The organism is Bacillus sp. FSL K6-1366, from assembly GCF_037976695.1.
GTDB classification, from domain to species: domain Bacteria; phylum Bacillota; class Bacilli; order Bacillales; family Bacillaceae; genus Bacillus; species Bacillus subtilis.
Genome location: NZ_CP150268.1, coordinates 911,701 through 934,819 on the forward strand (window position 1 = coordinate 911,701; position 23,119 = coordinate 934,819).

The window sequence follows — 23,119 nt, forward strand, 5'->3', positions numbered from 1 at the left end:
ACAAGCCGGAGAGAAATCTCCGGCTTTGCTTCTCTTATGACTGTTTTTTCAGGCGTATCACATTCCAGGAAAGCGGCGTGAAATGAGCAGTTAAGCCATTTTCGCTGACAGACGATGATCCGTTGGAATGCGGAACGACATTTTTTCTGTTATGCTGGTTTGTCGCTTTGATATCCTGATGCTCAAGTACGATGTGCTCTGCGATTTGGTAGGATTCAAAGCCTCTGAGCGAAATCTCCGTCTCCATCTGATCCTCAGCCTTGTTTACCGCAAAAATAGTGAGTGTTTCTTCCTCTTCAGAGTACACAACAGCAGCATCAACATATGGCACATCAGTGAAATCAGAACAATCGTACTTAGGAGAGGAAATAAGCGGTTTCAGTGACTCGCCCCTTCCGTAAACAGAAGCATGCATGTATGGATAGAAAATCGGCTGTCTCCATGCTTCTCCGCCTTTTTCCGTCATGATCGGCGCGATGACATTGACAAGCTGTGCAAGACACGCAATTTTCACACGGTCTGCGTGCTGCAGCATCGTAATGAGCAGAGAGCCGACTAATAAGGCATCTTCAAAATTGTAAATATCCTCTAAAATCGGACGCGCAGTGATCCACGGCTCGACTTTTTTATCAGCCTCATTTGAGTGGTACCAGACGTTCCATTCATCCAGAGAAAGATTGATTGTTTTCTTGCTGCGTGTTTTTGCTTTTACATAGTCACAGGTCGCAGCGACTGATTTGATAAAATGATCCAAATCCATGGAACGGGCCAAGTAGTTTGGCAGATTGTTATCCCGGTTTCCGTAGTAAGTGTGAAGAGAGATATAGTCGACATGCTCATACGTATGCTCAAGCACCTTCGCTTCCCAATCGATAAAGGTCGGCATGCCGCTGTTTGAGCTGCCGCAGGCAACGAGTTCAATTGATGGGTCAACCCACTTCATGACCTTTGCTGTCTCTGCGGCAAGCCGTCCGTATTCATCAGCTGTTTTGTGGCCGATCTGCCACGGTCCATCCATTTCGTTTCCTAAGCACCATGTTTTGATGCCATACGGCTGTTCATAGCCATGCGATCTTCTTAAATCACTCCAGTAAGAGCCTTTCGGATGGTTGCAATATTCAACGAGATTACGGGCGGCATCTATGCCTCTTGTGCCAAGGTTGACGGCCATATTGACCTCAGTGTTCACCTTTTTTGCCCAAGATAAAAATTCATTTGTTCCCACTTCATTGGTTTCTGTCGTTTGCCATGCCAAGTCAAGCCGTCTCGGGCGGTTTTCGACTGGTCCGACACCGTCCTCCCAGTTGTATCCGGATAAAAAGTTTCCGCCCGGATAGCGGATGATGGGAACCTGTAATTCTTTGATCAGCGACTGGACATCTTTTCTAAATCCATCTTCATCCGCTTCAGGGTGATCAGGCTCGTATATGCCTTCATATACCGCACGACCCATATGTTCGATAAACGAGCCATAAATCCGTTTATCTACTTCACCGATTTTATATTCTTTGTCTACAATCATTCGCGCTTTTTTCATCACACGTTTCCTCCTTCATTAACCTTTGACTCCCCCTACCGTCAGGCCGGAGATAAAGTACTTTTGGAAAAACAAGAAAATGATAATCACCGGCAAAATCGCAAATACTGAGCCGGATATAAGCATGTCATAGTTGTTGCCATAAGGGCTCAGCAAGCTGGACAGCCCTATTGGAAGCGTAAACATTTCTTTCGACCGAAGCACAATCAGCGGCCATAAGAAGTTGTTCCAGCTATTTAAGGACTGAAGGATAATCATCGCGCCGAAAGCCGGTTTCATCAGCGGTGCCATAATCCTGAAAAAGATGCCGAATTCCGTACAGCCGTCCATCCTTGCAGAGTCCAGCAGATCTCTTGGAAGGCCAAGAGCATATTGCCTGAAAAAGAAAACGGCAACAGGTGAAACGATAAACGGCAATATGACACCTGTATATGAATCGATCAAGTGCAGTCCGACAGTAAGCTTAAACAAAGGAAGCATCATCACTTCCAGCGGAACCATCATGATAATCAGCACAAGAACAAAGATGATATTTCTGCCCTTAAAATCATAAACCGCAAGCCCGTACCCGATCATCGAAGAAAAAAACAGAGTGAGCACGGTCGTAAAAAGTCCGAGTACAAGACTGTTAAAAAACCATTTGAAATAAATGCTGCCGCCATTAAACAGAAATGTGTAGTTATCAAAACTCATCACTTTTGGATCAATTTCAAGATTCAGCCCCACACGCAAAAGCTCAGATGACGGCTTTAATGATCCTAAAAGCAAACAGAAAATCGGAAAAAGATACAATAGGCTCAGCATAATAAAAAACAGGGTTAGCGCAATTCTATAAACGCTAAACTGAGGACTGTGCCGCAACATTTATCCCTCCCCCTTAAACGAGCCTGACAGTTTTAATGAAATCAGGCTGACAACAAGGATCACAATCAAAAGCACGATGCCGATGGCCGCTCCGTACCCCATTTCGTTGTAGGCAAGTCCCTGCTGATACAAATATCCGACAAGCGTCAGACCAATATTACCCGGGGAATTATTCTGCCAAAGGACGTAGCTTTCCTCAAACATCCTGAAGCCGCCGATAATGCTGATGGTCAGCACATATACGGTTACAGGCTTGAGAAACGGCAGCGTGATGTGCATAAATTTTTTCATTGTATTCGCGCCGTCTATATCAGCGGCTTCGTACAGCTCTTTCGGCACATTTTGCAAACCGGCTAAAAAGTAAAGGATGTTGATTCCCATCCATCTCCATGAAGCAAGCAGCACCATCAAAAACATGCCGGTATGTTCATTGTTCATCCAGTTCTGAGGTGAAAAGCCGAGTTTGAGTAGGATGGAATTGGCCAGAGACGTTTCCATTTCTCCGAAGATCAGCCGAAAAATGATCCCCGCGACAATGGTGGAGGTCAATGCCGGGATGAATAGCGCTGATTTAAATATATTTCTAAATTTGACCAGCTTTGAATTCAGGAATATGGCCAGAAGCAATGGAACAGGAATCAGCACGATCAGCGTCCAAAAGGTGTATTCCAGCGTATTCCAAAGGGCGGTATAGAACGTCGGGTTGTTTAGCGCTGTATAATTAGACAAACCGACAAAGGACACCTCTCCCGGCAATATTCTTTGAAAGCTCATGATGAAGACACTAATGATGGGGTATAGAAAAAATACGAGAAAGGATAAAACGAATGGCGCTGTAAACAGATAGGGCGCCGCTTTTTTCGAATAAAATACATCTCGCCAGCCTGATTGTTTCGCAGCTGAAGGAACGGGATGAACCGTTCCTGTTTTCACAGGTTTCATGAGAACCTCCCCGCTTTCACTTTTTGAATGGGATTCTATTTCTGTTTCAGTTCACCTGCCGCTCTGTCCAAGGCTTGTTTAGGCGTTTTTTGCTGAGATTTAAGCGCGTCGAACAATACGCTTCTGTTGACAAGGTCTGAAGCCTTGGCAAAATCCTCATGTAAATAAATTGGATTGATTTCATCCTTGATATCGAGCAGCACAGAAAAAATGCCTGTTCCGTTTTGGAAGTAATCCGTGTATTTGTTTTTCTCTTTCAATTCCTTGGAGCTCCATACATCCCAGCGAAGCGGGTCAAAGCCGAGTACGCTCCAGAGTTTTTTATTTCCTTCTTCAGAGCCCTTCGCAAAGGCCAAAAACTCTTTTGCTAACTCAACATGCTTGGATTGCTTCGGCACAACGGTTGCCGTACCGCCCAAGCCTGCCGAGCGGTCGCCCCCCTCTTTCCATGCCGGGAGCGGCCTGATGGCAATCTTCCCTTTCAGATCAGGCATATAATCGATAAATCTTCCCATATACCAAATCGGCATGAGGACTGAAGCAGCTCCTCCTTGGTTCATAAAGCCGTAGTATTCTTCACTGTGATGCCCGCCGCCCGGCGCAGGAATCATCGTTTTATCATTGATCATGTCTTTTAAATATTGAAGTGTTTTTACGTTGGTGTCATTATTGAGGATCAGCTTGCCGTTTTTATCAAAATAGCCTGAGTTTTGCTGTGAAATCATAGATAAGAACGTTGCGGAATCATTTGTTTCCACCGTTCCCATCGGCTTCCCGGTCACTTTGCGCACTTTCTGTCCGGCTTTATGGTAATCATCCCATGTTTTAATATCGTCAGGATTGACGCCGGCTTTTTTCATCACATCCATGTTATAAAACATGACCGTTGTCCCTACATGTGTATCGAGTCCGTAAAGCTTTCCGTTTTTGCTGTACAATGTCAGCCGCGCCTCAACGAATTTATCGCGATCCTTTTCAATCAGCGGAGTCAAGTCGGCAAGCGGTATGTCAGAGCCCTTCAAAAAGTTTGAAAAACGGGCCAATTCGACATCTGCAATATCAGGAACGCCTTCTCCCGCTATTAGGGAGATAGATAAGTTATCGTGCATTTGTCCATATGGATAAACGACCGTATTCAGCTTAATTTTGCGGTCAGGATATTTTTTGTTCCATTCCTTCACCATTTCCACATAGAACTGCTCATGAAGCCCGTTAAATGTCCAAAAGGTCAGCTCAGTTTCACCCGATTTGCCGGATGATTTTTCTGCTGAACACCCGGCAATGAGTAATGTCAGCAACATCATGAGCACAAGAAAACAGACAGTCATTTTTTTCATCTGCGTTACCCCTTCCATTCGAGGTGCGGGCTATTCATATAGACCATGGTTGATCAGCGTTTTGTTTTCATTAATGATTCTTAATCCGGTGCAACGGTCTCTTAAGGTGTGCGCGTGTCTGAAGGCATTCTTGACGGAATCCTGCCCGACACCGATTTCGTCAAAATACGCAGCGCCTCCGGCTGATCTCAGCCAATCAGCCAGCACTTCTCCTTCCGGGAGAGTTTGATAAGCCGATTGGATGGCTTGCCGCCGGCTCGGTGAAAATTCGTTCAGCCCGTCATCCTTAGCGAGCTTTCTGTATGTGTCAGTTAATAAAACAGCAGCACAGCCCACCTTTGCCCCATGAAGAATCTGTGGCCGTTTTTTCTCCATTAATTCCATCTCAATCCAATGTGAAATATGATGCTCTCCGCCTGATGCCGGGCGGGAATGATCTAATGCCAGCATGACAAGCCCCGATACAAGTAAAGACTCCATCAAAACCCGTATGCCTGTTTCCGTTTTCATCGCAATGTCTTCTGTGTGTTCAATGCAGGCAGCAAGCGCCTCCTGAACAATCTTAGCTCCTGCTGGCGAATAAGGCTCGCCGGCAAGATGCCGGGATATTTCCCAATCTGCTAAAGACGTTATTTTACCGAGCATGTCACCAAAGCCAGCTGCCACCATTGACTGCGGTGCCGCTTTTAATAGATCCAGATCAGCGAACAGCGCAGATGGGGCCTTCGTTTGAATGGTTGTTTTCGTGCCGTATAAAATAATCGGCGCACCGGCTGATGTAAAACCGTCTACAGATGGAGCAGTCGGATAAGAAATAAACGGCAAATCTCTTTGAAACGCCGCAAAGCGGACGATATCATGAATCGTGCCCGAACCGACTGCGATCATGACATCCGTTGGTTGTTTCGTATGGATCAGCACATGAATGAGCGATCGTTCATCAGCTGTCACATCTCCGGCTTCATTTTCTGGAATGATCAGGCACTCGGCCTGAAATCCTGCTTGATTCAGCTGATTTTCCAGATCAATTCCTGCAATGCGGTGTGTATTCGCGTCGCAGACAAGGACAATATGTTGATTGTTTTTTCGTTTCACATAATCCAAAAGCGAATCAGCTGCTTGTTTACCGAGAACAATTTCTTCAACTTTTATAGGCAACGTCTTTTCTCCGGCGTGTTCAAAAGCACGCTGAACGTCAGCTGCGATACGATTCATATCAGAATCCCCTCCTCAGCCAATTTGGTTACATCCTTAATAGAATCCAGCACATAATCCGGCGTGTACAAACGCTGTTCGCCCTGTTTCGCAGAACCAGTTAGCACTAAGGCGCTTTTCATGCCATAAAGCTTCCCCATCGCAATGTCAGATTCAATGCTGTCTCCTATAATCATGCATTCATGTGCGGACAGCCCCATTGCTGTACAGGCAGCCTCCGCCATCAGCCATGACGGTTTTCCGACAACAAGTTCAGTCTTCGCTTGTGCGGAAGCCTCTATCGCCCCAATCATTCCAGCCACATCAATGGCATTTCCGTCTTCGTTCGGAAAAGAGCGGTCTTTGTTTGTAGCGATAATACGAGCGCCGCCGGCAGCCGCTTGAAAGGCTTGATTTAAATCGTCGTACGTGAGCGTTTCATGAAGGGAGATCACGAGCCAATCCGCTTCCTTCGGTTCGCTCGCGTTCTGCACACCGGCCAGCCTCAGCTCGTCAACCAAGCCTTGCTCCCCAAGCACCCATACCTTTGAAAAACGATAATGTTTTTTCAGAAAAGCCGCTGTCACGCTTGATGACAGAACAATGTCGTTTACGTCCGTTTCAATCCCCGCGCCAAGAAGTTTTTTTCTGCACATGGCACGGGAGATATTCCCCCGATTGCTTAAAAAGACGATTTTCTTTCCCATTCTCCTAAGCGTTTTGATCGCTTCTCTTGCTCCTTTGATCAACTCATTTCCTCTGAATACAGTACCGTCCAAGTCAATCAGAATGCCGGCCGGTGACACAGGCGTATCATGACTGGCCATAATACGCATTTGCTCCGTGTTTTCGATAAAAATGCTTTTCATGCAGGACTGTATTGATTGGGGTTACATCCTTGTTCAGCACAATGGAGTGATAGGCCATTTCGGCAACCGTTTCTAATACAACTGCGTTATGAATGGCATTTAAGGCGTCAGTGCCCCAGCAGAACGGTCCGTGATTATTCACGAGCACACCCGGCACCTGTTCGTAATTATGATGCTGAAAGGTTTCCGCTATGACTTTTCCTGTATTCAGTTCGTAGTCATGAATGATTTCTTCATCATACATTTCTCGAGTACATGGAATTGCACTGTCAAAATAATCAGCATGGGTCGTGCCTAACGGAGGGATGTCTCTGCCCGATTGTGCCCAGCTTGTCGCCCATTGAGAATGGGTATGGACAATTCCCCCGATATTCGGAAAGGCTTTATATAAATAAACATGGGTAGGTGTATCTGAAGAAGGCTTAAGCGAGCCTTCGACGACCTCTCCATCAAGGTTCAAAACAACCAAGTCATCTGCTGTCAGATCGCTGTATTCGACTCCGCTAGGTTTGATGACAATTCTTTCTTTTTCACGGTCAATGCCGCTGACATTTCCCCACGTAAAGGTTACCAGCTGATGCTCTTGAAGCTTCAGGTTGGCAGCCAGCACTTCTTTTTTTAATGTTTCAAGCATGCTCCATCACCCTTTTTCAATTCTTTTTGGCGGCAGATGAAAATTGAAGATTTTTGATCGTTTTCAGACGCTTCATGACATGGTTTTCTTTTCCGAAATAATGAACCAGCTCTTTATATTCAGCGTACAATTTTTCATAAACCGCGGCGTTTTCGGCATTTGGCGTATAAGTTATATCTTTCAGTTTTCCCATGTTCGCCGCTGCCTCTTTGATGTCATCGTAGCCGCCTTTTTCTTTGCCTGCTGCAAGCGCGCCGAAAATGGCAGATCCTAAGGCTGGTGCTTGCGGTGAACCAGAGATTTTAATGTCCATGTTTGTCACATCCGCATAAATCTGCATGACAAACGGGTTTTTCTCAGCTATTCCGCCGGCTGCGAACAGTTCCTCAATCGGAACACCGCTTTCTTTGAATGTTTCGATAATCATCCGGGTTCCGTAAGCTGTCGCTTCAACTAACGCTCTATAAATCTCTTCAGGCTTCGTCAGCAGTGTCATGCCAAGCAGCATCCCTGTTAAATCTGCATCAACAAGAGTTGAACGGTTTCCATTCCACCAATCTAAAGCAAGCAAGCCGCTTTCACCAGGCGCTTGATGGTTTGCTTTCTCACTCAGCAGCTCATGAACGCCAATGTTTTTTTCCTTTGCTTCCTCTTGATAAGCTGGCGGGACACATGTTTTCACAAACCAGTCAAAATGATCGCCGACACAGGACTGCCCGGCTTCATATCCCGCATAGCCCGGGAGAATTCCGTTGTCCACAACGCCGCACATTCCTGGAACGATATGCACCTCTTCACCAAGTAGAACATGGCACGTCGAGGTTCCCATAATCATCAGCATTTTCCCTGGCTCTGTAATGCCGACCGCCGGTACCGAAACATGAGCGTCCACATTGGCAACCGCAACAGCCGTTCCCGGGAGAAGCCCTGTCAGCTTTGCCATTTTTTCAGTCAGACTGCCGGCTTTTTCTCCTACTGAATGAATAGAACCTGACAATTTGTCCTTTGTAATCGTTTTCATTGAAGGATTTAATTTCTCAAAGAAATCATCTGACGGATACCCCGCTTTTTCACTCCACATCGCTTTATACCCTGCGGTACAATTGCTTCGCTTGAGCGAGCTGCACAGCTGGTACACGATCCAGTCCGCAGCCTCGATGATCCGGTCAGCCGCTTCATAAATGTGAGGCGCTTCCTCGGCAATTTGCATGACCTTTGGAATCATCCATTCTGATGAAATTTTTCCTCCGTACCGCTGTAAAAAAGCCTCTCCTTCTTCTTCCGCGATTTGATTGAGCCGATCAGCATGTTTTTGGGCCGCATGATGCTTCCAGAGCTTCACATAGCTGTGCGGCTCCTCTTCATATTCAGGCAGCATGCATAACGGCTGCCCGCTGCTGTCAATAGGAAGGATCGTACATGCCGTGAAATCAATTCCAATCCCGATAATGTCTTTCGGGTCAACGCCCGTCTGTTCGAGTAAAGACGGAATGGTTGTTTCCAAGACTTCGAGGTAATCAGCAGGGTGCTGCAGCGCCCAGTCACGCGGCAGCTTTTGACCCGTTTTTGGAAGGACGGTATCAATGACAGCATGCCTGTATTCTTTTACAGCAGCCGCAAGTTCCTCCCCTGTTTGGACATGAACGAGCACTGCTCTTCCTGATAAAGTTCCAAAATCAACCCCTATTGTGTAAGCCATGTGACATCCCCCTCTACTTTTGAAGCCGGTAAAGCGCCTCGTTCCATTTTAACTCGTGTTTCAGTTTATGAATTGTCGTATCACGGGAAATGAGAACACTTTCGATTCCCGCCATTTCCGCCCAATCAAGCATTTGCTCCGCTGTCAGTTCATAAGACAGGCAGGTATGGTGTGCACCGCCGGCTAAAATCCATGCCTCCGCTGCTGTTTTCAATGACGGCTCCGGCTTCCAGAGAACACGGGCAACCGGTAAATTCGGCATGTCTTTTTCAATTTCCTGGCCGTTGACTTCATTCAGCACAAGGCGAAAACGCCCGCCAATATCAACAATGCTAGCTTGAATGGCAGAACCGCTGATGCCGTTAAATACAAAACGCGCAGGGTCCTCTTTGCCGCCAATCGAAAGCGAATGAACCTCGATTTTCGGCTGATCCAAAGCGACAGTCGGACACACTTCAAGCATGTGAGAGCCCAGAATCATTTCATTTCCCGGTTCAAAATGGTACGTGTAATCTTCCATGAAGGAAGTTCTTTTTCCTTTAGCCATGATTTTCATCATCCGTACAAGGGCCGCTGTCTTCCAATCTCCTTCACCGGCAAACCCGTAGCCTTTCTCCATCAGGCGCTGAACGGCAAGTCCCGGCAGCTGTTTCATTCCGTGCAGCACTTCAAACGATGTCGTAAACGCTGTGTATCCGCCTTGCTCAAGAAAAGCGGTTAAGCCAAGTTCAATTTTCGCCTGTTCTTTAATGGACGCTACCTTTGCTTCGTCACGTTTTGTTTCCTCACTGATCACATATAGTCTGTCATACTCGGCATAAAGCGTGTCAACCTCGTCGTCCGTAATGCGATCCATCACTTCAACGAGATCCCCGATGCCATATCCGTCAACCTGCCAGCCAAATTGAATATGCGCTCCCACCTTGTCTCCGTCCGTTACCGCGACATGACGCATGTTATCTCCAAATCTGGCAACCTTAATATGTCTGCTTTCATTTAATGCAGCCGCCGTATCCATCCACTGGGACATTTCTTTTTTCACTTCTTCATCATCCCAATAGCCGGCAATGACTTTTCGGCTAAGCCCCATTCTCGAGTTGATGTAACCGTACTCTCGATCGCCATGCGCGGATTGGTTGCTGTTCATAAAATCCATGTCAATCGTACCCCACGGGATATCGCGATTATATTGGGTATGCAAATGCATAAGCGGTTTTTGATAAGAGGAAAGGCCTTCTATCCACATTTTTGCAGGGGAAAATGTGTGCATCCATGTAATGATGCCAGCACATGTCTCACTGTACTCCGCTTCTCTTAACAGCTCTCTAATGGTTTCCGGTGAAGTGACGACGGGCTTATGAGTGATTTTATATCTGGAAGAAATCCCGCTGAGCCCCTCACAAATGCTTTTAGCATGCTGATCTACGAGTTCCAGCGTCTCTTCCCCGTATAGGTGCTGGCTTCCTGTCACAAACCAGAATTCATAATCCTTTGTCTGAAGCATGTAAACTGCCCCTTTCTCATAAAATAAAACGCTTTCAAATACAAAAGATACGTACTAATGTTAGAAAATAAACCTATAAATAAATATTTGTACGAACAATTTTATTATAGTAATTGACTATTATACTGTCAATCTTTTCTTTTAAAAAAAGCCGGGGGCAGAGCCCGGCTTTTTGATTCAATAGGACGGCCAGCCCGAGCTCCAATTCAAATCATTGATGAGAAGCTTCGGAATGCCATTGTCATTGGCATCATAGGCATGGCGAACAAGAATGTTTCCGTTCACAATATCCTGGCCTCCAGGTCCTTTCCATTGGTCATTGCCCGAATCCAAAATAGTGCCTCCGCCTTCAAGCATGCTTTTTCCGCTTTTATCAAGATAAGGGCCTGTAATGTTTTTGGATCTTCCGTAAGCAATTTTGTACGTACTGTTTACCCCGTCACAGCATTTATCAAATGAAACCATTAAATAGTAATACCCATTTTGATACGTAAGAGTAGGAGCTTCTAAGGCACCTCCATTATTCGGTCTAGCTGCAATCGAATAGAGCGAGCCTGTAGGCTTCATCGTACTCTTATCGAGCTTAGTCAGCTTAATGCCGCTCCAAAACGAGCCGAATGCAAGCCACGGGTTGCCATCCTTGTCGAATGTCAGCTCCGGATCAATGGCGTTATAATTATTTGAGCTTGTCGAACGAATCACCAAGCCCTCGTCCTTCCAGCTCCCCGAACTGATGCTTGTTGAAGATGCCAGGCCAATGGCAGATGTATTGCTTCCAAAAGAAGAAACGGAATAATACAGCCAGTACTTGCCGTTATAGTATTGGATGTCCGGCGCCCACTGGTTTAGACCATAATTCGGCACATAATTGGACCACCACGATAGCGGTGTAGTGAAAATGGATTTTTGTACGGTCCAATTTTTAGCGTCTGAAGACTTCAAAACCCGCAGTCCCCGTTCTTCAGTAAGCCCTGTTCCGAGCGCATACCATGAGCTCCCCTCTTTAATCATAGTCGGGTCATGAAGCAGCTCATTGGATGCACCCCAAAATGCTGCCTCTGCGGGAGCAGCAGAAGTGAATATCAAACCTGCAGCCAGAGCGGCACTCGAAAAGTGTAAGAAGCGTTTCCATGTTTTTTTCTTTTTCAATTTTGTTCAACCTCCTTTATATTAGAAAGCGCTTACAAATTAGATTATTTATCCTCCCTTCCTGTCAAATCGAGCTGCGTATCGTATATCGTCATGTTCAGGAAATTTTCGGTATCCCCTTTATTGTAGTCACTATGCTGTAATTTGTACAGACAAAAAAATAGAATCCGCCTCAATAGGCGGATTCTTCCGTATCTTTATTGGTACGTAATTTCGTCAACCGTTTTTCGGTCTAACTTCTTAATGACTTCTGTAATTAACTTTACCGCGTTTTCATAATCATCACGATGCAGCATGGCCGCGTGCGTATGAATGTAGCGGGTTGCAATGGTAATGGACAGCGCAGGAACGCCATTTGCCGTCAAATGGATGGCACCCGAATCAGTTCCGCCGCCGGCAATGGCATCAAATTGGTAGGGAATGCCGGCTTCCTCTGCAGTTGCCACAACTGCATCACGCAAACCTTTGTGAGAGACCATGGATGCATCGTAAACGATAATCTGCGGGCCTTTGCCCATTTTGCTCTGCGCTTCCTTCTCGGAAATGCCAGGCGTGTCTCCTGCTATCCCTACATCAACACCAAACGCAATATCAGGCTGAATGGTGTGTGCAGCCGTTTTCGCTCCCCTCAGCCCAACTTCCTCCTGCACGGTTCCGACGCCATACACTATATTTGGATGGTCTGTGTTTTGTAAGTTTCTTAACACATCAATTGCAATCGCACAGCCGATGCGGTTGTCCCACGCCTTTGCGAGTAGGAATTTTTCATTGTTCATGACCGTAAATTCAAAATGCGGAACGATCATATCTCCCGGAAGTACCCCCCACTCCAAGGCTTCTTCCCGGCTTGAAGCTCCAATATCAATAAACATGTCTTTTATTTCCACTGATTTTTTTCTTGCTTCAGGAGACAAAATATGAGGCGGCTTAGATCCGATAACCCCAGTGATTTCTCCTTTTTTTGTGACAATGGTGACCCGCTGGGCAAGCATAACCTGAGCCCACCAGCCGCCAACGGTTTGAAAACGGATAAAGCCTTTATCTGTGATTTGTGTCACCATAAAGCCGACTTCATCCAAATGTCCGGCGATCATAATTTTCGGGCCGTTTTCTGCACCAGTTTTTTTGGCAATTAAACTGCCCAGGCGATCTGTTGTCACCTCATCAGCAAATGGTTCTATGTATGATTTCATCACTTGCCTTACTTCTCTTTCATTGCCCGGTATGCCTTTTGCATCTGTTAAATCTTTCAGCATGGTCAATGTTTCATCTAATTTTGCCATGTTCCAAACCCTCCTTCATCAGTCCTGCATTCTTATTATACAGAACATAGCGCTAACCATACGACTATTTCACTTGAAAATCGGGTATATGTTTTTACAGCTTTCTTTTAGAAAAAGTGAAACCTTTTTCTATGCTTTTCGTATTACATCAGATCATCACCATAAGGGAGGTGCCTTCACACAATGTTTGTCATGGTTCTAAGGATTATTTTGCTTGCACTTTTTGCTTATTGTATTTATGCCGTGGTCAAATATGTCGCGAATCCTAAGAGAAGGCTTAAGCTGGCCCAATCAAAAGAACATTTTTATATTATTGATGAACAAAACAATACCCGGAAGAATTTTCAGCTGACGTATAAAGGCGTGCTTTTTGAGGGAGAAAAGCATATTCCTTCCAAGGATCATCCGCTGTTTATTCACACGATCTTTGTCTGGACAGAATCTCCTGAGAAGCTGAAGCATTTCTCTGCAAAAGATTTTGAGAGCATTGAAGAAAAAGTGCTGGAACGATATCCAAATTGTAAGATTGACTGGGACCAGCCCATTAAACTCGCAAAAAAAGCAGAAGAGCGTTAAACGCTTTTCTGCTTTTTATAAATCAAACGGGCTGTAGTAAATAGCGATGAGAATCGCTTCAATTACCAGAAGAAGCGGTACTCCGTACTTAAAAGAAGCGTGTTTCGTTTTATGTCTGAAGGTTTGCATGCCAAGCCAGACACCGAGCGCTCCAAACACGATGGCTATCAGCCACAGCCGGTCTTCAGAAATTCTCCACTTGTGCTGCTGCGCTTTGCGTTTGTCAATGCCCATCACCCAAAAACCGCACAGATTAATCAACACCAAATAAGCAGCAATAATCATGTTGCCTCATCCTTTATATAGAAAAAGCCGCTCTGCTGGAGAGCGGCTCTATATGATTACTTGTTTAATTGAGCTTTAGCAGCATCAGCAAGCTGATTGAATGCAGTAAGATCGTTTACAGCAAGATCAGCAAGCATTTTACGGTTTACTTCGATACCAGAAAGCTTAAGACCGTGCATTAAACGGCTGTAAGAAAGGCCGTTCATGCGAGCAGCTGCGTTGATACGAGTGATCCAAAGTTTACGGAAATCACGTTTTTTCTGACGACGGTCACGGAAAGCATAGTTTCCAGATTTCATGACCTGCTGGTTAGCTACTTTGTATAATGTATGTTTTGAACCGAAATAACCTTTTGCTAATTTAAGAACCTTTTTACGACGCTTACGTGTAACAGTTCCGCCTTTTACTCTTGGCATTGAATTTCCCTCCTAATTGTTCCTTATCCGATTACTTGATGTTAGCAAGCATTTGTTTGATACGTTTGAAGTCTCCTGCGCTTACAACAGCACTCTTGCGAAGCTTACGCTTTTGCTTTTGAGATTTGTTGGCGAATAAGTGACTTGTGTACGCGTGAGAACGTTTTAACTTCCCAGAACCTGTCTTTTTAAAACGTTTAGCAGATCCGCGGTGAGTTTTCATTTTTGGCATGGGATTTCCTCCTTATTGCTTTTCGTTTTTCGGTGCGAGCATTAAGAACATGCTGCGGCCGTCCATTTTTGGTTTTGTTTCGACTGTCGCAACCTCAGCACATGCTTCGGAGAAACGGTCTAATACACGCTGACCGATTTCTTTATGAGTGATTGCGCGTCCTTTAAAGCGGATAGAAGCTTTCACTTTATCGCCTTTTTCAAGGAATTTAATCGCATTGCGCAATTTCGTGTTAAAGTCATGCTCATCGATTGTCGGACTTAACCGAACTTCTTTTAAGTTAATGATTTTTTGATTCTTGCGTGCTTCTTTTTCCTTTTTCTGCTGCTCAAATCGGAACTTACCGTAGTCCATGATTCGGCAGACAGGCGGTTTTGCATTCGCTGCAACTAACACAAGGTCAAGATTTGCGCGGCCGGCGATTTCAAGTGCTTCCTGACGGGACTTGATTCCAAGCTGGTCGCCATTTTGTCCGATTAAACGGACCTCACGTGCACGGATACCCTCATTAACTAATTGATCTTTGCTAATAATGAGCCACCTCCATAGTTTCTTCGAATTGATTCACAACTCATTTTGAATGCATTTTGCAGGCAAACAAAAAGTGTGGGCATTATAAAACACCCACACTACGAACATCTGTATCAATAAAAATGTACGGTCAACCTGCCAACTACATGCATGTGTCAATCAGGTGAGAAGCGGGTGCTTCTGCTTGTGATTTATATTCAATTCAATAACTATTCTACACAATACCGGATCTTTAGTCAAGGACGACTTATCCGGAACAACTTTTACATTGTAACATGGGTTTTCTATGAGCGCAAGAGAGAAAAAGAAAATCTTTCAGCCCCACCAAAATGCAAAGAACCAACAATTCCCCCTTATTACGCAATTTACAACAAAACCACCGACAGGAAGAAATGTAAAACAAAGTTAATCTCTGACCGATATAAGAAGCAGAAGGGAGCCTGACACATGAACAAACTGATACAGCTTGCTTTATTTTTCACATTGATATTAACCGGTTGCTCGAATAGCAGCACATCTTCCGAATCAAAAGTCGAAACCACTGTTAAGACAACTGCAGCATTTCCTCACAAGGAGCTGGAGAAAGAGCTAAAAAAACTAAAGCCCGTTTCATTGGACATGAAGTTCGAGAGTCCACTCGCTACTGAGTTAGGAAAGCGGAAGGCAAAAGAGGAAGCTGAAAAGCAAAGACAAATCGCCGCTGAGAAAAAGCTTGAAAAAGAGCGGGAGGCGAAACGAAAGAAACAGCAGGAGGAAAAAGCGGAGAGACAGCGATTAGCAGAGCAGCAGGCTGCAGAGAGACAGCGATTAGCCGAAGCGGAAAGACAAGCTGAACTTGAAAGACAGCGGCAGGCAGCAATCCAAAAAGAGCAGAAAGCGAACGCTGAGAAAAAGCGGCAATCGCAGGCACAAAGGCAGCAGACTGAGGCACCCTCATCTAATAGTCAAGATCCACCATCTTCCTCGAGTCAGACAGATAAAACCATTCAACAGCCAGCTTCAGAGCTTCCTGATGACGATGGTTATGGTTATGAAGAACGAAAAAAGTGGCATGACGATCAAGTAGAATGGGGCATTAAACAAGGGTATATCGATCCCGAAGACGCACCATAAAATAAAAAAAGCCAAGGCATTCAGCCTTGGCTTATCCTCCGATCAGCTGCACGAACACAGGGATGACCAGAACCGTTACCACTCCTACTACGACAACAGCAATACTTGCCATCGCAGCTTCAACTTCTCCCATCTCAATCCCGACCGCTACACCAAGTGCATGTCCGGATGTTCCAAGAGCCAATCCTTTAGAAATCGGATTTTTCACTTTAAACACCTTCAAGAACAATGCTCCGAGCGCATATACGATGACAGCGTTAAAGATGACCGCAAAGGCTGTGATGTCGCTGATGCCCCCGATGCCTTTTGATAAAGGAAGCGCAATTGCCGTTGTAGCCGCCTGCGGAAGCATGCTTTTCATTACGGCCGAATCGAGATGAATGCCTTTAGCGAGCAAATAAACAATCGTGACAGAGCAGATAGAGCCGGCAATAATGGAGGCCATGATTTGCCACCAGTACTTTTTAAGCTTATCTCTTTGTTTGTACAAAGGAATTGCAAATGCGATCGTTGCCGGTTCAAGGAAAAACTTAATGATCTCTCCCCCGTTATTATAATCCGCGTAGGAAAAACCGCCGATTTTTAAAAATGCGATCCCCAGCACCATGGCAACAAACAAAGGAGTGAAAAGGAAGAAGCCTTTCGTTTTCTTAAATAAAAAGGTGCCGATGCCGAATGCAGCAAGTGATACGACAATCCCAAAATAAGGACTCATTGTGCTTTCCATGTGAAGAACCTCCTGTTTCCCTTAATGGTGAACGAGTTCGTTATTGTTCTGCGGGCTTTGCACTGTTTTTGTTTTCATGTCCGCTGCGGTTTTGCGTTTTCCGCTCAGCGACAGAATCAGCTGGGAAAACAATCCCGTAGCCCCCAGCAGAATAATCGTTGCGAGCAGAATGACAAGAACAATTTGCAGGCCGTATTGCTGCATCACACCAAGCGAATTCATAACAGATATACCTGACGGAACAAATAAAAATCCGATCAGAGAGGTCAAAGACGTTCCGAGCGTCTCCACTTGTTCCAGTTTAATGACTTTCAAACATAATAGGAGAAATAATAAGACCAACCCTACAACCGATGCCGGGATAGGTATTGGGACAATAGCGGCAATCATATTTGAAACCAGCATAATGACGGCAAAAATAAATGCTTGTGTTAAAAACCCGTACACTTTTTTAGCACTCATTTTCTTCACCTCTTTCTCTTTGGTACCCTCATTATAAATAAGAATTCCCTGTTATAAAGCGCTTACAAGATAACATGCCGAATAGCGGGTCTGAGTTGCAGAATCAAATGGCTGAAATGCAAAAAGCCGCCCATCAAATATGGAGCAGCTTTTTCAATTCCTTCGCATATGTCCGGCTGACCGGTATTTTCGATCCGTCTTTCATGATCAGATTATACGTTGAATTAAACCATGGCTGAATTTCTTTAATATATTCGGTATTCACGACAAAGCTCCGATGGACGCGGATAAAATCAGAATCCGGCAGCTTTTTCTCAATCACAACGAGTGTATCGCTGACCGTATAAGAATGATCGAAGGTTTTTACATTGACATGACCATCTTCTGTTCCGGCATAGATAATGTCCTTCGTATCCACAATCACAATCGATTCCCCCACAGATAGCGCGAGCTTGTGCTGGCCGGCATGGCTGTTTTGCTCTGTTTCTACAATATCCCGATTGACTTTTTTATATTTTTTCAGCGTTTGCTGAATTCTTTCTTCATCGAAAGGCTTGGTTAAATAATCAAGAGCGTCCACCTCAAACGCTTTGAGCGCATACTGGTCATACGCTGTCGCAAACACAACAGCAGGAGGATGCTTCATTTTCTTCAATCGCTTTGCGATATCAAAACCGTTTTCTCCGGATAAATCAACGTCTAAAAACAGCAAATCAGGTTTTTGATCCATCATTTGGTCAAAAGCGGATTCGATATTTTCCGCTTCATTGATTTCCATATCCTCATTGGTCCGCTTAAGCAAGTAAGCCAGTTCATCTCTTGCCAGCATCTCATCATCAACTATTAACACCCTGAGCATGTTCTTCCCCCTCTTTCATCTGTTGCATTGGCACTTGAAATGAAACCTCTGTCCCTTTATGAACCTCACTGCTGATATGCAGTGCAGCCTGCTGTCCGAATAAACCGATCAGCCGCTGATTTAGGTTATAAAGCGCTGTACCGGTTCCCTCCTTAGACGGAAACGGTTTCTTTCCCAGTTCCGGCAAGACGTCCGGCGGAATTCCGCGTCCGTTATCCGTTACCTTCATATAGACGGATGCATCATCAGATAAGACACAGACTGTAACCTTGCACATGTCTTGTTTTTTCGGAAACGCGTGCCGAAGCGCGTTCTCGACAAGCACCTGCAAAACAAACGGAGGGATTTCAATCTGCTCCAGTCTGCTGTCGATATTAAGCTCAATTTTATATTTCCCGGGAAAACGCGCCTGTTCTAATGACAAATAGGCGTTAAGATGGTTCAGCTCCTTTGAGAGCGGAATCAGCAGCTGTCTCGCTCCTTGAAGGTTTGAACGAAAATAAACACTGAGCTGCAATAGGAGCTTACGGGTTTTTTCAACATCTGTACGGCATAGCGCAGAAATCGTGTTGATCGCATTAAATAAAAAATGCGGATTCACCTGTGCTTGAAGCGCTTTAATTTCAGCATCCTTGAGAAGTTTGCTTTGCAGCTCTGCTTCCCCAAGCTCAAGCTGTGTCGAAAACAGCATGGCCAGCCCCTCGGCAAGTTCCTCCTCTACCTGACTCAGGCCTGCCGGGCTTTTAAAGTACATTTTTAAGGTGCCGATTGTATTGCCGTTCGATGTCAGCGGCAGGACAATTGCAGCGTGCAAAGGGCATTCAGCATGCGTGCACTCAATCTCTTCCTGCGAAATCGCCTTCATAATATGCCCTGTTTTAATCACCTTTTTGGACAGGCCGGTGATCAAGCTTTTCGATGGGATGTGGTGATCCATTCCCGCACCGACATGAGCAAGGATCTTTTCTTTGTCAGTGAGAGACACCGCATCTGTTCCTGTCAGCTTATGGATAATAGCCGCTACACTTTTACAGGAGTTTTCATTTAATCCTTGGCGAAAAAATGGAAGTGTCTGATCAGCAATCGTCAGCACTCGATGTGTTTCGAGAGCTCTTGCCTGTTCTTCCTTGCGAATGATCGCTTGAATAATAGACAGAAAAATAAAACTGCCTGTTCCATTGATGAGTATCATCGGAATTCCGATCATGCTGACAAGCTCCCAAGCGTCACTGAACGGCTTTGCCATCAGCAAAATAATGATCATTTGCAGTGACTCCATGCCGATTCCCACAAGAGCGGCGATGCGCGGTGTCGGCATTCGATATCGCTTCGTAAAATACCTGCCGATCAAGCCTGCAAGAACACCCGCTAAAATAGATGATACGGCACAGCTTAAGGCTGTGCTGCCACCGAGTGAAAAACGATGCAGGCCCGCCAGTATGCCGATCCCAGCCCCTACAAAAGGACCTCCGAGAAGGCCCCCGATTTCCACGCCCAAAATACGGGTATTCGCGATAGAGCCCGATGGATCTATCGTAAACACCCAGTCATTGTTTACAATCATATTTCTTTGAATTTCGATGCCTGTATAATTGCTGATGATGCTGAAAAGAGAAAAAATAGAAATTAAAATCGCTTTTCCTTTATAGCCGTCCTGATTCTGAAGAGCTTGTCTGAAAAGTTTCGTATGGGCGAGAATGAACCCTAATATAACAATAATCCCCACTCTCTCCAGCATCATAATCATTAAATGAATCATTCATGTCACCTGTTCTTTCCGTTTTCATTCTAGCATGTTTTCGTTTTACGGCTGACTGTTTTTTTAAAATCGTCTGAAAACATATTTCACAAGGCTTTTATCTATTGTAAAATAAAACATGAGCCTTTTGGCAGAAAGATTTGAATCTGAAGCAGAGGAGAAGATCATGAAAGCCGTATTTTTTGATTTAGATGATACACTACTTTGGGACGAAAAAAGCGTCAGAACAACATTTGCAGAAACTTGCTTACAGGCGGAGAAAAAATATGGCCTTGACCCTGAGGAATTCGAAGCAGCTGTTCGCGAAGCAGCGAGAGAATTGTACATGTCATATGAGACGTATCCATATACAGTGATGATCGGCATTAACCCGTTTGAAGGACTGTGGTCCAATTTCTCAGAGCCAATCAGTGAAGGCTTTCAAAAGCTGAACAAGATTGTGCCGGAGTACAGAAGAAATGCATGGACAAACGGACTGAAAGCGCTTGGGATCGATGATCCTGCATATGGCGAATACTTGGGAGAGTTTTTTGCGGCAGAGCGCAGAAAGCGCCCGTTTGTATATGATGAAACTTTTGCTGTACTCGATCAATTAAAAGGCAAGTATGAATTATTGCTTTTGACAAATGGCGATCCTAGTCTGCAAAAGGAGAAGCTTGCCGGCGTACCTGAGCTCGCTCCTTACTTCAATGAAATCGTCATCTCGGGCGCATTCGGCAAGGGCAAGCCGGATGTTTCAATTTTTGAACACTGCCTTAAGCTGATGAATATTGAAAAAGACGATGCCATCATGGTCGGCGATAATTTGAATACTGATATTTTAGGCGCTTCAAGAGCCGGAATCAAAACCGTTTGGATCAACCGGACGGATAAGAAAAACGAAACTGACGTAACGCCTGATTACATCATCAGCAGCCTTCATGATTTGTTTCCTATATTAGAGAAATAAAAAAAGCATGATCTCTTCAATGAGATCATGCTTTTTATTTTATTTTTTCGCTTCAGCTACTGCCTTTTTCACAAACTCATCAAGAGAAATGGTTTCAGAGTTCTGTTCTCCGTATTTACGCACGTTTACCGCTCCGTTTTCTGCTTCTTGGTCACCGACCACCAGCATGTACGGGATTTTTTGCATTTGCGCTTCACGGATTTTGTAGCCGATTTTTTCATCGCGGCTGTCGACTTCAACACGCAGGCCTTCACGCTGCAGGCGTTCCTGCACTTTTTTCGCGTAGTCTAAATGCACAGCCGGAGAAACCGGGATGACTTGGAACTGAACCGGTGCAAGCCATGTCGGCAGCGCGCCTTTGTGTTCTTCGATTAAGAAGGCAACAAAGCGTTCCATTGTTGAAACGACACCTCTGTGAATCACAACCGGACGGTGCTGCTTGCCGTCCTCACCGATGTATGTCAGGTCGAAACGTTCCGGCAATAAGAAATCAAGCTGAACCGTAGACAGTGTTTCTTCTTTTCCAATCGCAGTTTTCACCTGAACATCAAGTTTAGGGCCGTAGAATGCCGCTTCACCTTCTGCTTCGTAATAGTCGTGGCCGATTTCGTCCATTGCCTCTTTCAGCATGGATTGCGCTTTGTTCCACATTTCATCGTCATCAAAATATTTCTCTGTATCTTCCGGATCGCGGTAAGACAGACGGAATGTGTAATCACTTAAACCGAAGTCTTCATAAACATCCTGGATTAAACGGACTGTACGGATAAACTCATCCTTAATTTGATCCGGGCGCACAAAGATGTGTGCATCATTTAACGTCATTCCGCGTACCCGTTGAAGCCCTGACAGCGCACCTGACATTTCATAGCGGTGCATCGTTCCAAGCTCCGCAATACGAATCGGAAGCTCGCGGTAACTGTGAATGTCTTGTTTGTAAATCATCATATGGTGCGGACAGTTCATCGGACGCAATACAAGTGTTTCATTGTCCATTTCCATCGGAGGGAACATGCCTTCCTGATAATGGTCCCAATGCCCTGATGTTTCATACAGCTCTTTGCTGCCTAGCACAGGTGTGTATACGTGCTCATAGCCGAGGCTGATTTCTTTATCGACAATGTAGCGCTCGATGACGCGGCGGATTGTCGCGCCTTTTGGCAGCCAAAGCGGCAGGCCTTGTCCGACTTTTTGAGAGTTCGCGAACAGCTTTAATTCTTTGCCGAGCTTTCTGTGGTCGCGTTCTTTCGCTTCTTCTAGCATACGAAGATGCTCTTCAAGATCAGCTTTTTTGAAGAAAGCTGTACCATATACGCGCTGAAGCATTTGGTTTTTGCTGTCACCGCGCCAGTATGCGCCTGCAAGGCTTAACAGCTTAAATTCTTTGATTTTTCCGGTTGAAGGAACATGGACGCCGCGGCACAGGTCAAAGAATTCGCCTTGCTCATAGATCGAAACGGTTTCTCCTTCAGGAATCGCATCCAATAGTTCAAGCTTCAGGTCGTCGCCGATTTCCGCAAAACGGGCTTTCGCTTCTTCACGGCTGACTTCTTTTCGAACGATCGGAAGGTTCGCATTAACGATTTTTTTCATTTCTTTCTCGATTTTCGGCAGATCCTCCGGTGTAATCGCTTCGTCCATTTCTACATCGTAGTAAAAACCGTTTTCGATAACCGGACCGACGCCGAATTTAACATCCTTGTAGATGCGTTTAATCGCTTGAGCCAGCAAGTGAGCCGCACTGTGGCGCATAATTTGAAGACCTTCTTCTGAGCCTTCTGTAATGATTTCCACTGTACCGTCTTCATTGATCGGCGTTCTCAAATCGATTTCTTTTCCGTTCAGTTTTCCGGCTAATGACTTTTTCTTTAATCCCGGACTGATGGATGCCGCGATATCTTCTGTTGTTGTTCCCTTCGCAAACTCCTTGACTGCTTCATCAGGAAATGTGATTTTTACCATATCTGACATCTTTGTCACTCCTTTTTTTGCATATAAAAACCCCGCCCCCTATGAAAGGGACGAGGTTGAATAAACGGAATCGTGGTTCCACCCTTTTTTCCGCAAAGCCAATACACGGCACCTGCGGCTCTAAGCTCTGTAACGGGAGTTCCCGTCAGCCATTACTGTTCCTTTTCAAGAGGTTCACAGCTGAAGTTCAAAGGCGGTAAAGCGAATGGTCCTTAGCTGGGAAGCTT

General features: G+C 45.2%; 23 protein-coding genes and 1 other annotated feature. Of the genes, 3 read left to right on the forward strand and 20 right to left on the reverse strand.

Annotated elements, in window-relative coordinates; genetic code table 11:
* Positions 1-34: 34 nt before the first annotated feature.
* The 11 genes from abfA to MHI44_RS05000 all read right to left on the reverse strand — a co-directional run bounded on the left by abfA (position 35) and on the right by MHI44_RS05000 (position 13,012).
* Positions 35-1,537, reverse strand: coding sequence for an alpha-L-arabinofuranosidase AbfA (gene abfA / locus MHI44_RS04950; RefSeq protein WP_004398747.1), 1,503 nt, complete (start codon positions 1,535-1,537; stop codon positions 35-37).
* 18 nt (positions 1,538-1,555) lie between these two features.
* Entirely contained in the window at positions 1,556-2,401 is an 846-nt protein-coding gene (gene araQ / locus MHI44_RS04955) for an arabinose ABC transporter permease AraQ (RefSeq protein WP_029318216.1), read from the reverse strand.
* Entirely contained in the window at positions 2,402-3,343 is a 942-nt protein-coding gene (locus MHI44_RS04960; RefSeq protein ID WP_087961011.1) for a sugar ABC transporter permease, read from the reverse strand.
* Positions 3,344-3,378: 35 nt separating this feature from the next.
* Positions 3,379-4,680: an ABC transporter substrate-binding protein gene (locus MHI44_RS04965; RefSeq protein WP_015251503.1), complete on the reverse strand. Its 1,302-nt coding sequence runs from the start codon at positions 4,678-4,680 to the stop codon at positions 3,379-3,381.
* Between the two features lie 30 nt (positions 4,681-4,710).
* Complete coding sequence (gene egsA / locus MHI44_RS04970; protein ID WP_181217324.1) at positions 4,711-5,895, reverse strand: sn-glycerol-1-phosphate dehydrogenase; 1,185 nt, start codon at positions 5,893-5,895, stop codon at positions 4,711-4,713.
* Positions 5,892-6,710 carry a sugar-phosphatase AraL gene (araL, locus tag MHI44_RS04975; protein ID WP_317680709.1) on the reverse strand — a complete coding sequence of 273 codons (819 nt, stop codon included), beginning with the start codon at positions 6,708-6,710 and terminating at the stop codon, positions 5,892-5,894. Before araL ends, egsA begins: the two co-directional genes overlap by 4 nt.
* Positions 6,688-7,377 carry an L-ribulose-5-phosphate 4-epimerase gene (gene araD, locus MHI44_RS04980; protein ID WP_015714493.1) on the reverse strand — a complete coding sequence of 230 codons (690 nt, stop codon included), beginning with the start codon at positions 7,375-7,377 and terminating at the stop codon, positions 6,688-6,690. The genes araL and araD overlap by 23 nt, the downstream gene beginning before the upstream one ends.
* 16 nt (positions 7,378-7,393) lie before the next feature.
* Positions 7,394-9,076: a ribulokinase gene (araB, locus tag MHI44_RS04985; RefSeq protein WP_181217325.1), complete on the reverse strand. Its 1,683-nt coding sequence runs from the start codon at positions 9,074-9,076 to the stop codon at positions 7,394-7,396.
* Between the two features lie 13 nt (positions 9,077-9,089).
* Complete coding sequence (gene araA / locus MHI44_RS04990; RefSeq protein ID WP_134156533.1) at positions 9,090-10,580, reverse strand: L-arabinose isomerase; 1,491 nt, start codon at positions 10,578-10,580, stop codon at positions 9,090-9,092.
* A gap of 177 nt (positions 10,581-10,757) precedes the next feature.
* Complete coding sequence (gene abnA, locus MHI44_RS04995) at positions 10,758-11,729, reverse strand: arabinan endo-1,5-alpha-L-arabinosidase AbnA (RefSeq protein ID WP_144500644.1); 972 nt, start codon at positions 11,727-11,729, stop codon at positions 10,758-10,760.
* A gap of 197 nt (positions 11,730-11,926) precedes the next feature.
* Positions 11,927-13,012 carry a M42 family metallopeptidase gene (locus tag MHI44_RS05000; protein ID WP_003229495.1) on the reverse strand — a complete coding sequence of 362 codons (1,086 nt, stop codon included), beginning with the start codon at positions 13,010-13,012 and terminating at the stop codon, positions 11,927-11,929.
* Between the two features lie 183 nt (positions 13,013-13,195).
* On the opposite strand from MHI44_RS05000, the gene ysdB reads away from it, so the two are divergent.
* Positions 13,196-13,588, forward strand: coding sequence for a sigma W pathway protein YsdB (gene ysdB / locus MHI44_RS05005; protein WP_029318219.1), 393 nt, complete (start codon positions 13,196-13,198; stop codon positions 13,586-13,588).
* Between the two features lie 15 nt (positions 13,589-13,603).
* On the opposite strand, the gene MHI44_RS05010 is transcribed toward ysdB, so the two are convergent.
* Genes MHI44_RS05010 through infC form a run of 4 tightly spaced genes read right to left on the reverse strand, consistent with a single transcriptional unit; the run spans position 13,604 to position 15,055 of the window.
* Positions 13,604-13,873, reverse strand: coding sequence for a DUF1294 domain-containing protein (locus tag MHI44_RS05010; protein WP_003229490.1), 270 nt, complete (start codon positions 13,871-13,873; stop codon positions 13,604-13,606).
* Positions 13,874-13,929: 56 nt separating this feature from the next.
* The gene (rplT, locus tag MHI44_RS05015) at positions 13,930-14,289 is read right to left on the reverse strand and encodes a 50S ribosomal protein L20 (RefSeq protein ID WP_003222420.1); all 360 of its coding nucleotides are present in this window, start codon (positions 14,287-14,289) and stop codon (positions 13,930-13,932) included.
* Positions 14,290-14,320: 31 nt separating this feature from the next.
* A complete protein-coding gene (gene rpmI, locus MHI44_RS05020) occupies positions 14,321-14,521 on the reverse strand; it encodes a 50S ribosomal protein L35 (RefSeq protein ID WP_003222418.1) in 201 nt (66 codons plus the stop codon).
* Positions 14,522-14,533: 12 nt separating this feature from the next.
* The gene (gene infC, locus MHI44_RS05025; protein ID WP_010886591.1) at positions 14,534-15,055 is read right to left on the reverse strand and encodes a translation initiation factor IF-3; all 522 of its coding nucleotides are present in this window, start codon (positions 15,053-15,055) and stop codon (positions 14,534-14,536) included.
* 58 nt (positions 15,056-15,113) lie between these two features.
* Positions 15,114-15,244 (reverse strand) — a sequence feature (ribosomal protein L20 leader region).
* A 255-nt stretch (positions 15,245-15,499) separates the two neighbouring features.
* Here infC and MHI44_RS05030 point away from each other — a divergent pair.
* The gene (locus MHI44_RS05030; RefSeq protein ID WP_339203018.1) at positions 15,500-16,165 is read left to right on the forward strand and encodes a hypothetical protein; all 666 of its coding nucleotides are present in this window, start codon (positions 15,500-15,502) and stop codon (positions 16,163-16,165) included.
* Positions 16,166-16,196: 31 nt separating this feature from the next.
* Here MHI44_RS05030 and lrgB read toward each other — a convergent pair whose 3' ends face one another.
* The 4 genes from lrgB to lytS all read right to left on the reverse strand — a co-directional run bounded on the left by lrgB (position 16,197) and on the right by lytS (position 19,972).
* On the reverse strand, positions 16,197-16,892 hold the full coding sequence (gene lrgB / locus MHI44_RS05035) for an antiholin-like protein LrgB (RefSeq protein ID WP_003229482.1): 696 nt from the start codon (positions 16,890-16,892) through the stop codon (positions 16,197-16,199).
* A 21-nt stretch (positions 16,893-16,913) separates the two neighbouring features.
* Complete coding sequence (gene lrgA / locus MHI44_RS05040) at positions 16,914-17,354, reverse strand: antiholin-like murein hydrolase modulator LrgA (RefSeq protein ID WP_014477620.1); 441 nt, start codon at positions 17,352-17,354, stop codon at positions 16,914-16,916.
* A 133-nt stretch (positions 17,355-17,487) separates the two neighbouring features.
* The gene (gene lytT, locus MHI44_RS05045; RefSeq protein ID WP_029318220.1) at positions 17,488-18,213 is read right to left on the reverse strand and encodes a two-component system response regulator LytT; all 726 of its coding nucleotides are present in this window, start codon (positions 18,211-18,213) and stop codon (positions 17,488-17,490) included.
* A complete protein-coding gene (lytS, locus tag MHI44_RS05050; protein ID WP_038827991.1) occupies positions 18,191-19,972 on the reverse strand; it encodes a two-component system sensor histidine kinase LytS in 1,782 nt (593 codons plus the stop codon). Before lytS ends, lytT begins: the two co-directional genes overlap by 23 nt.
* A gap of 166 nt (positions 19,973-20,138) precedes the next feature.
* Here lytS and MHI44_RS05055 point away from each other — a divergent pair, with 166 nt between their 5' ends.
* Positions 20,139-20,921 carry an HAD family hydrolase gene (locus MHI44_RS05055; protein WP_032726370.1) on the forward strand — a complete coding sequence of 261 codons (783 nt, stop codon included), beginning with the start codon at positions 20,139-20,141 and terminating at the stop codon, positions 20,919-20,921.
* A gap of 39 nt (positions 20,922-20,960) precedes the next feature.
* On the opposite strand, the gene thrS is transcribed toward MHI44_RS05055, so the two are convergent.
* Positions 20,961-22,892: a threonine--tRNA ligase gene (thrS, locus tag MHI44_RS05060; RefSeq protein ID WP_339203022.1), complete on the reverse strand. Its 1,932-nt coding sequence runs from the start codon at positions 22,890-22,892 to the stop codon at positions 20,961-20,963.
* Between the last annotated feature and the right edge of the window lie 227 nt (positions 22,893-23,119).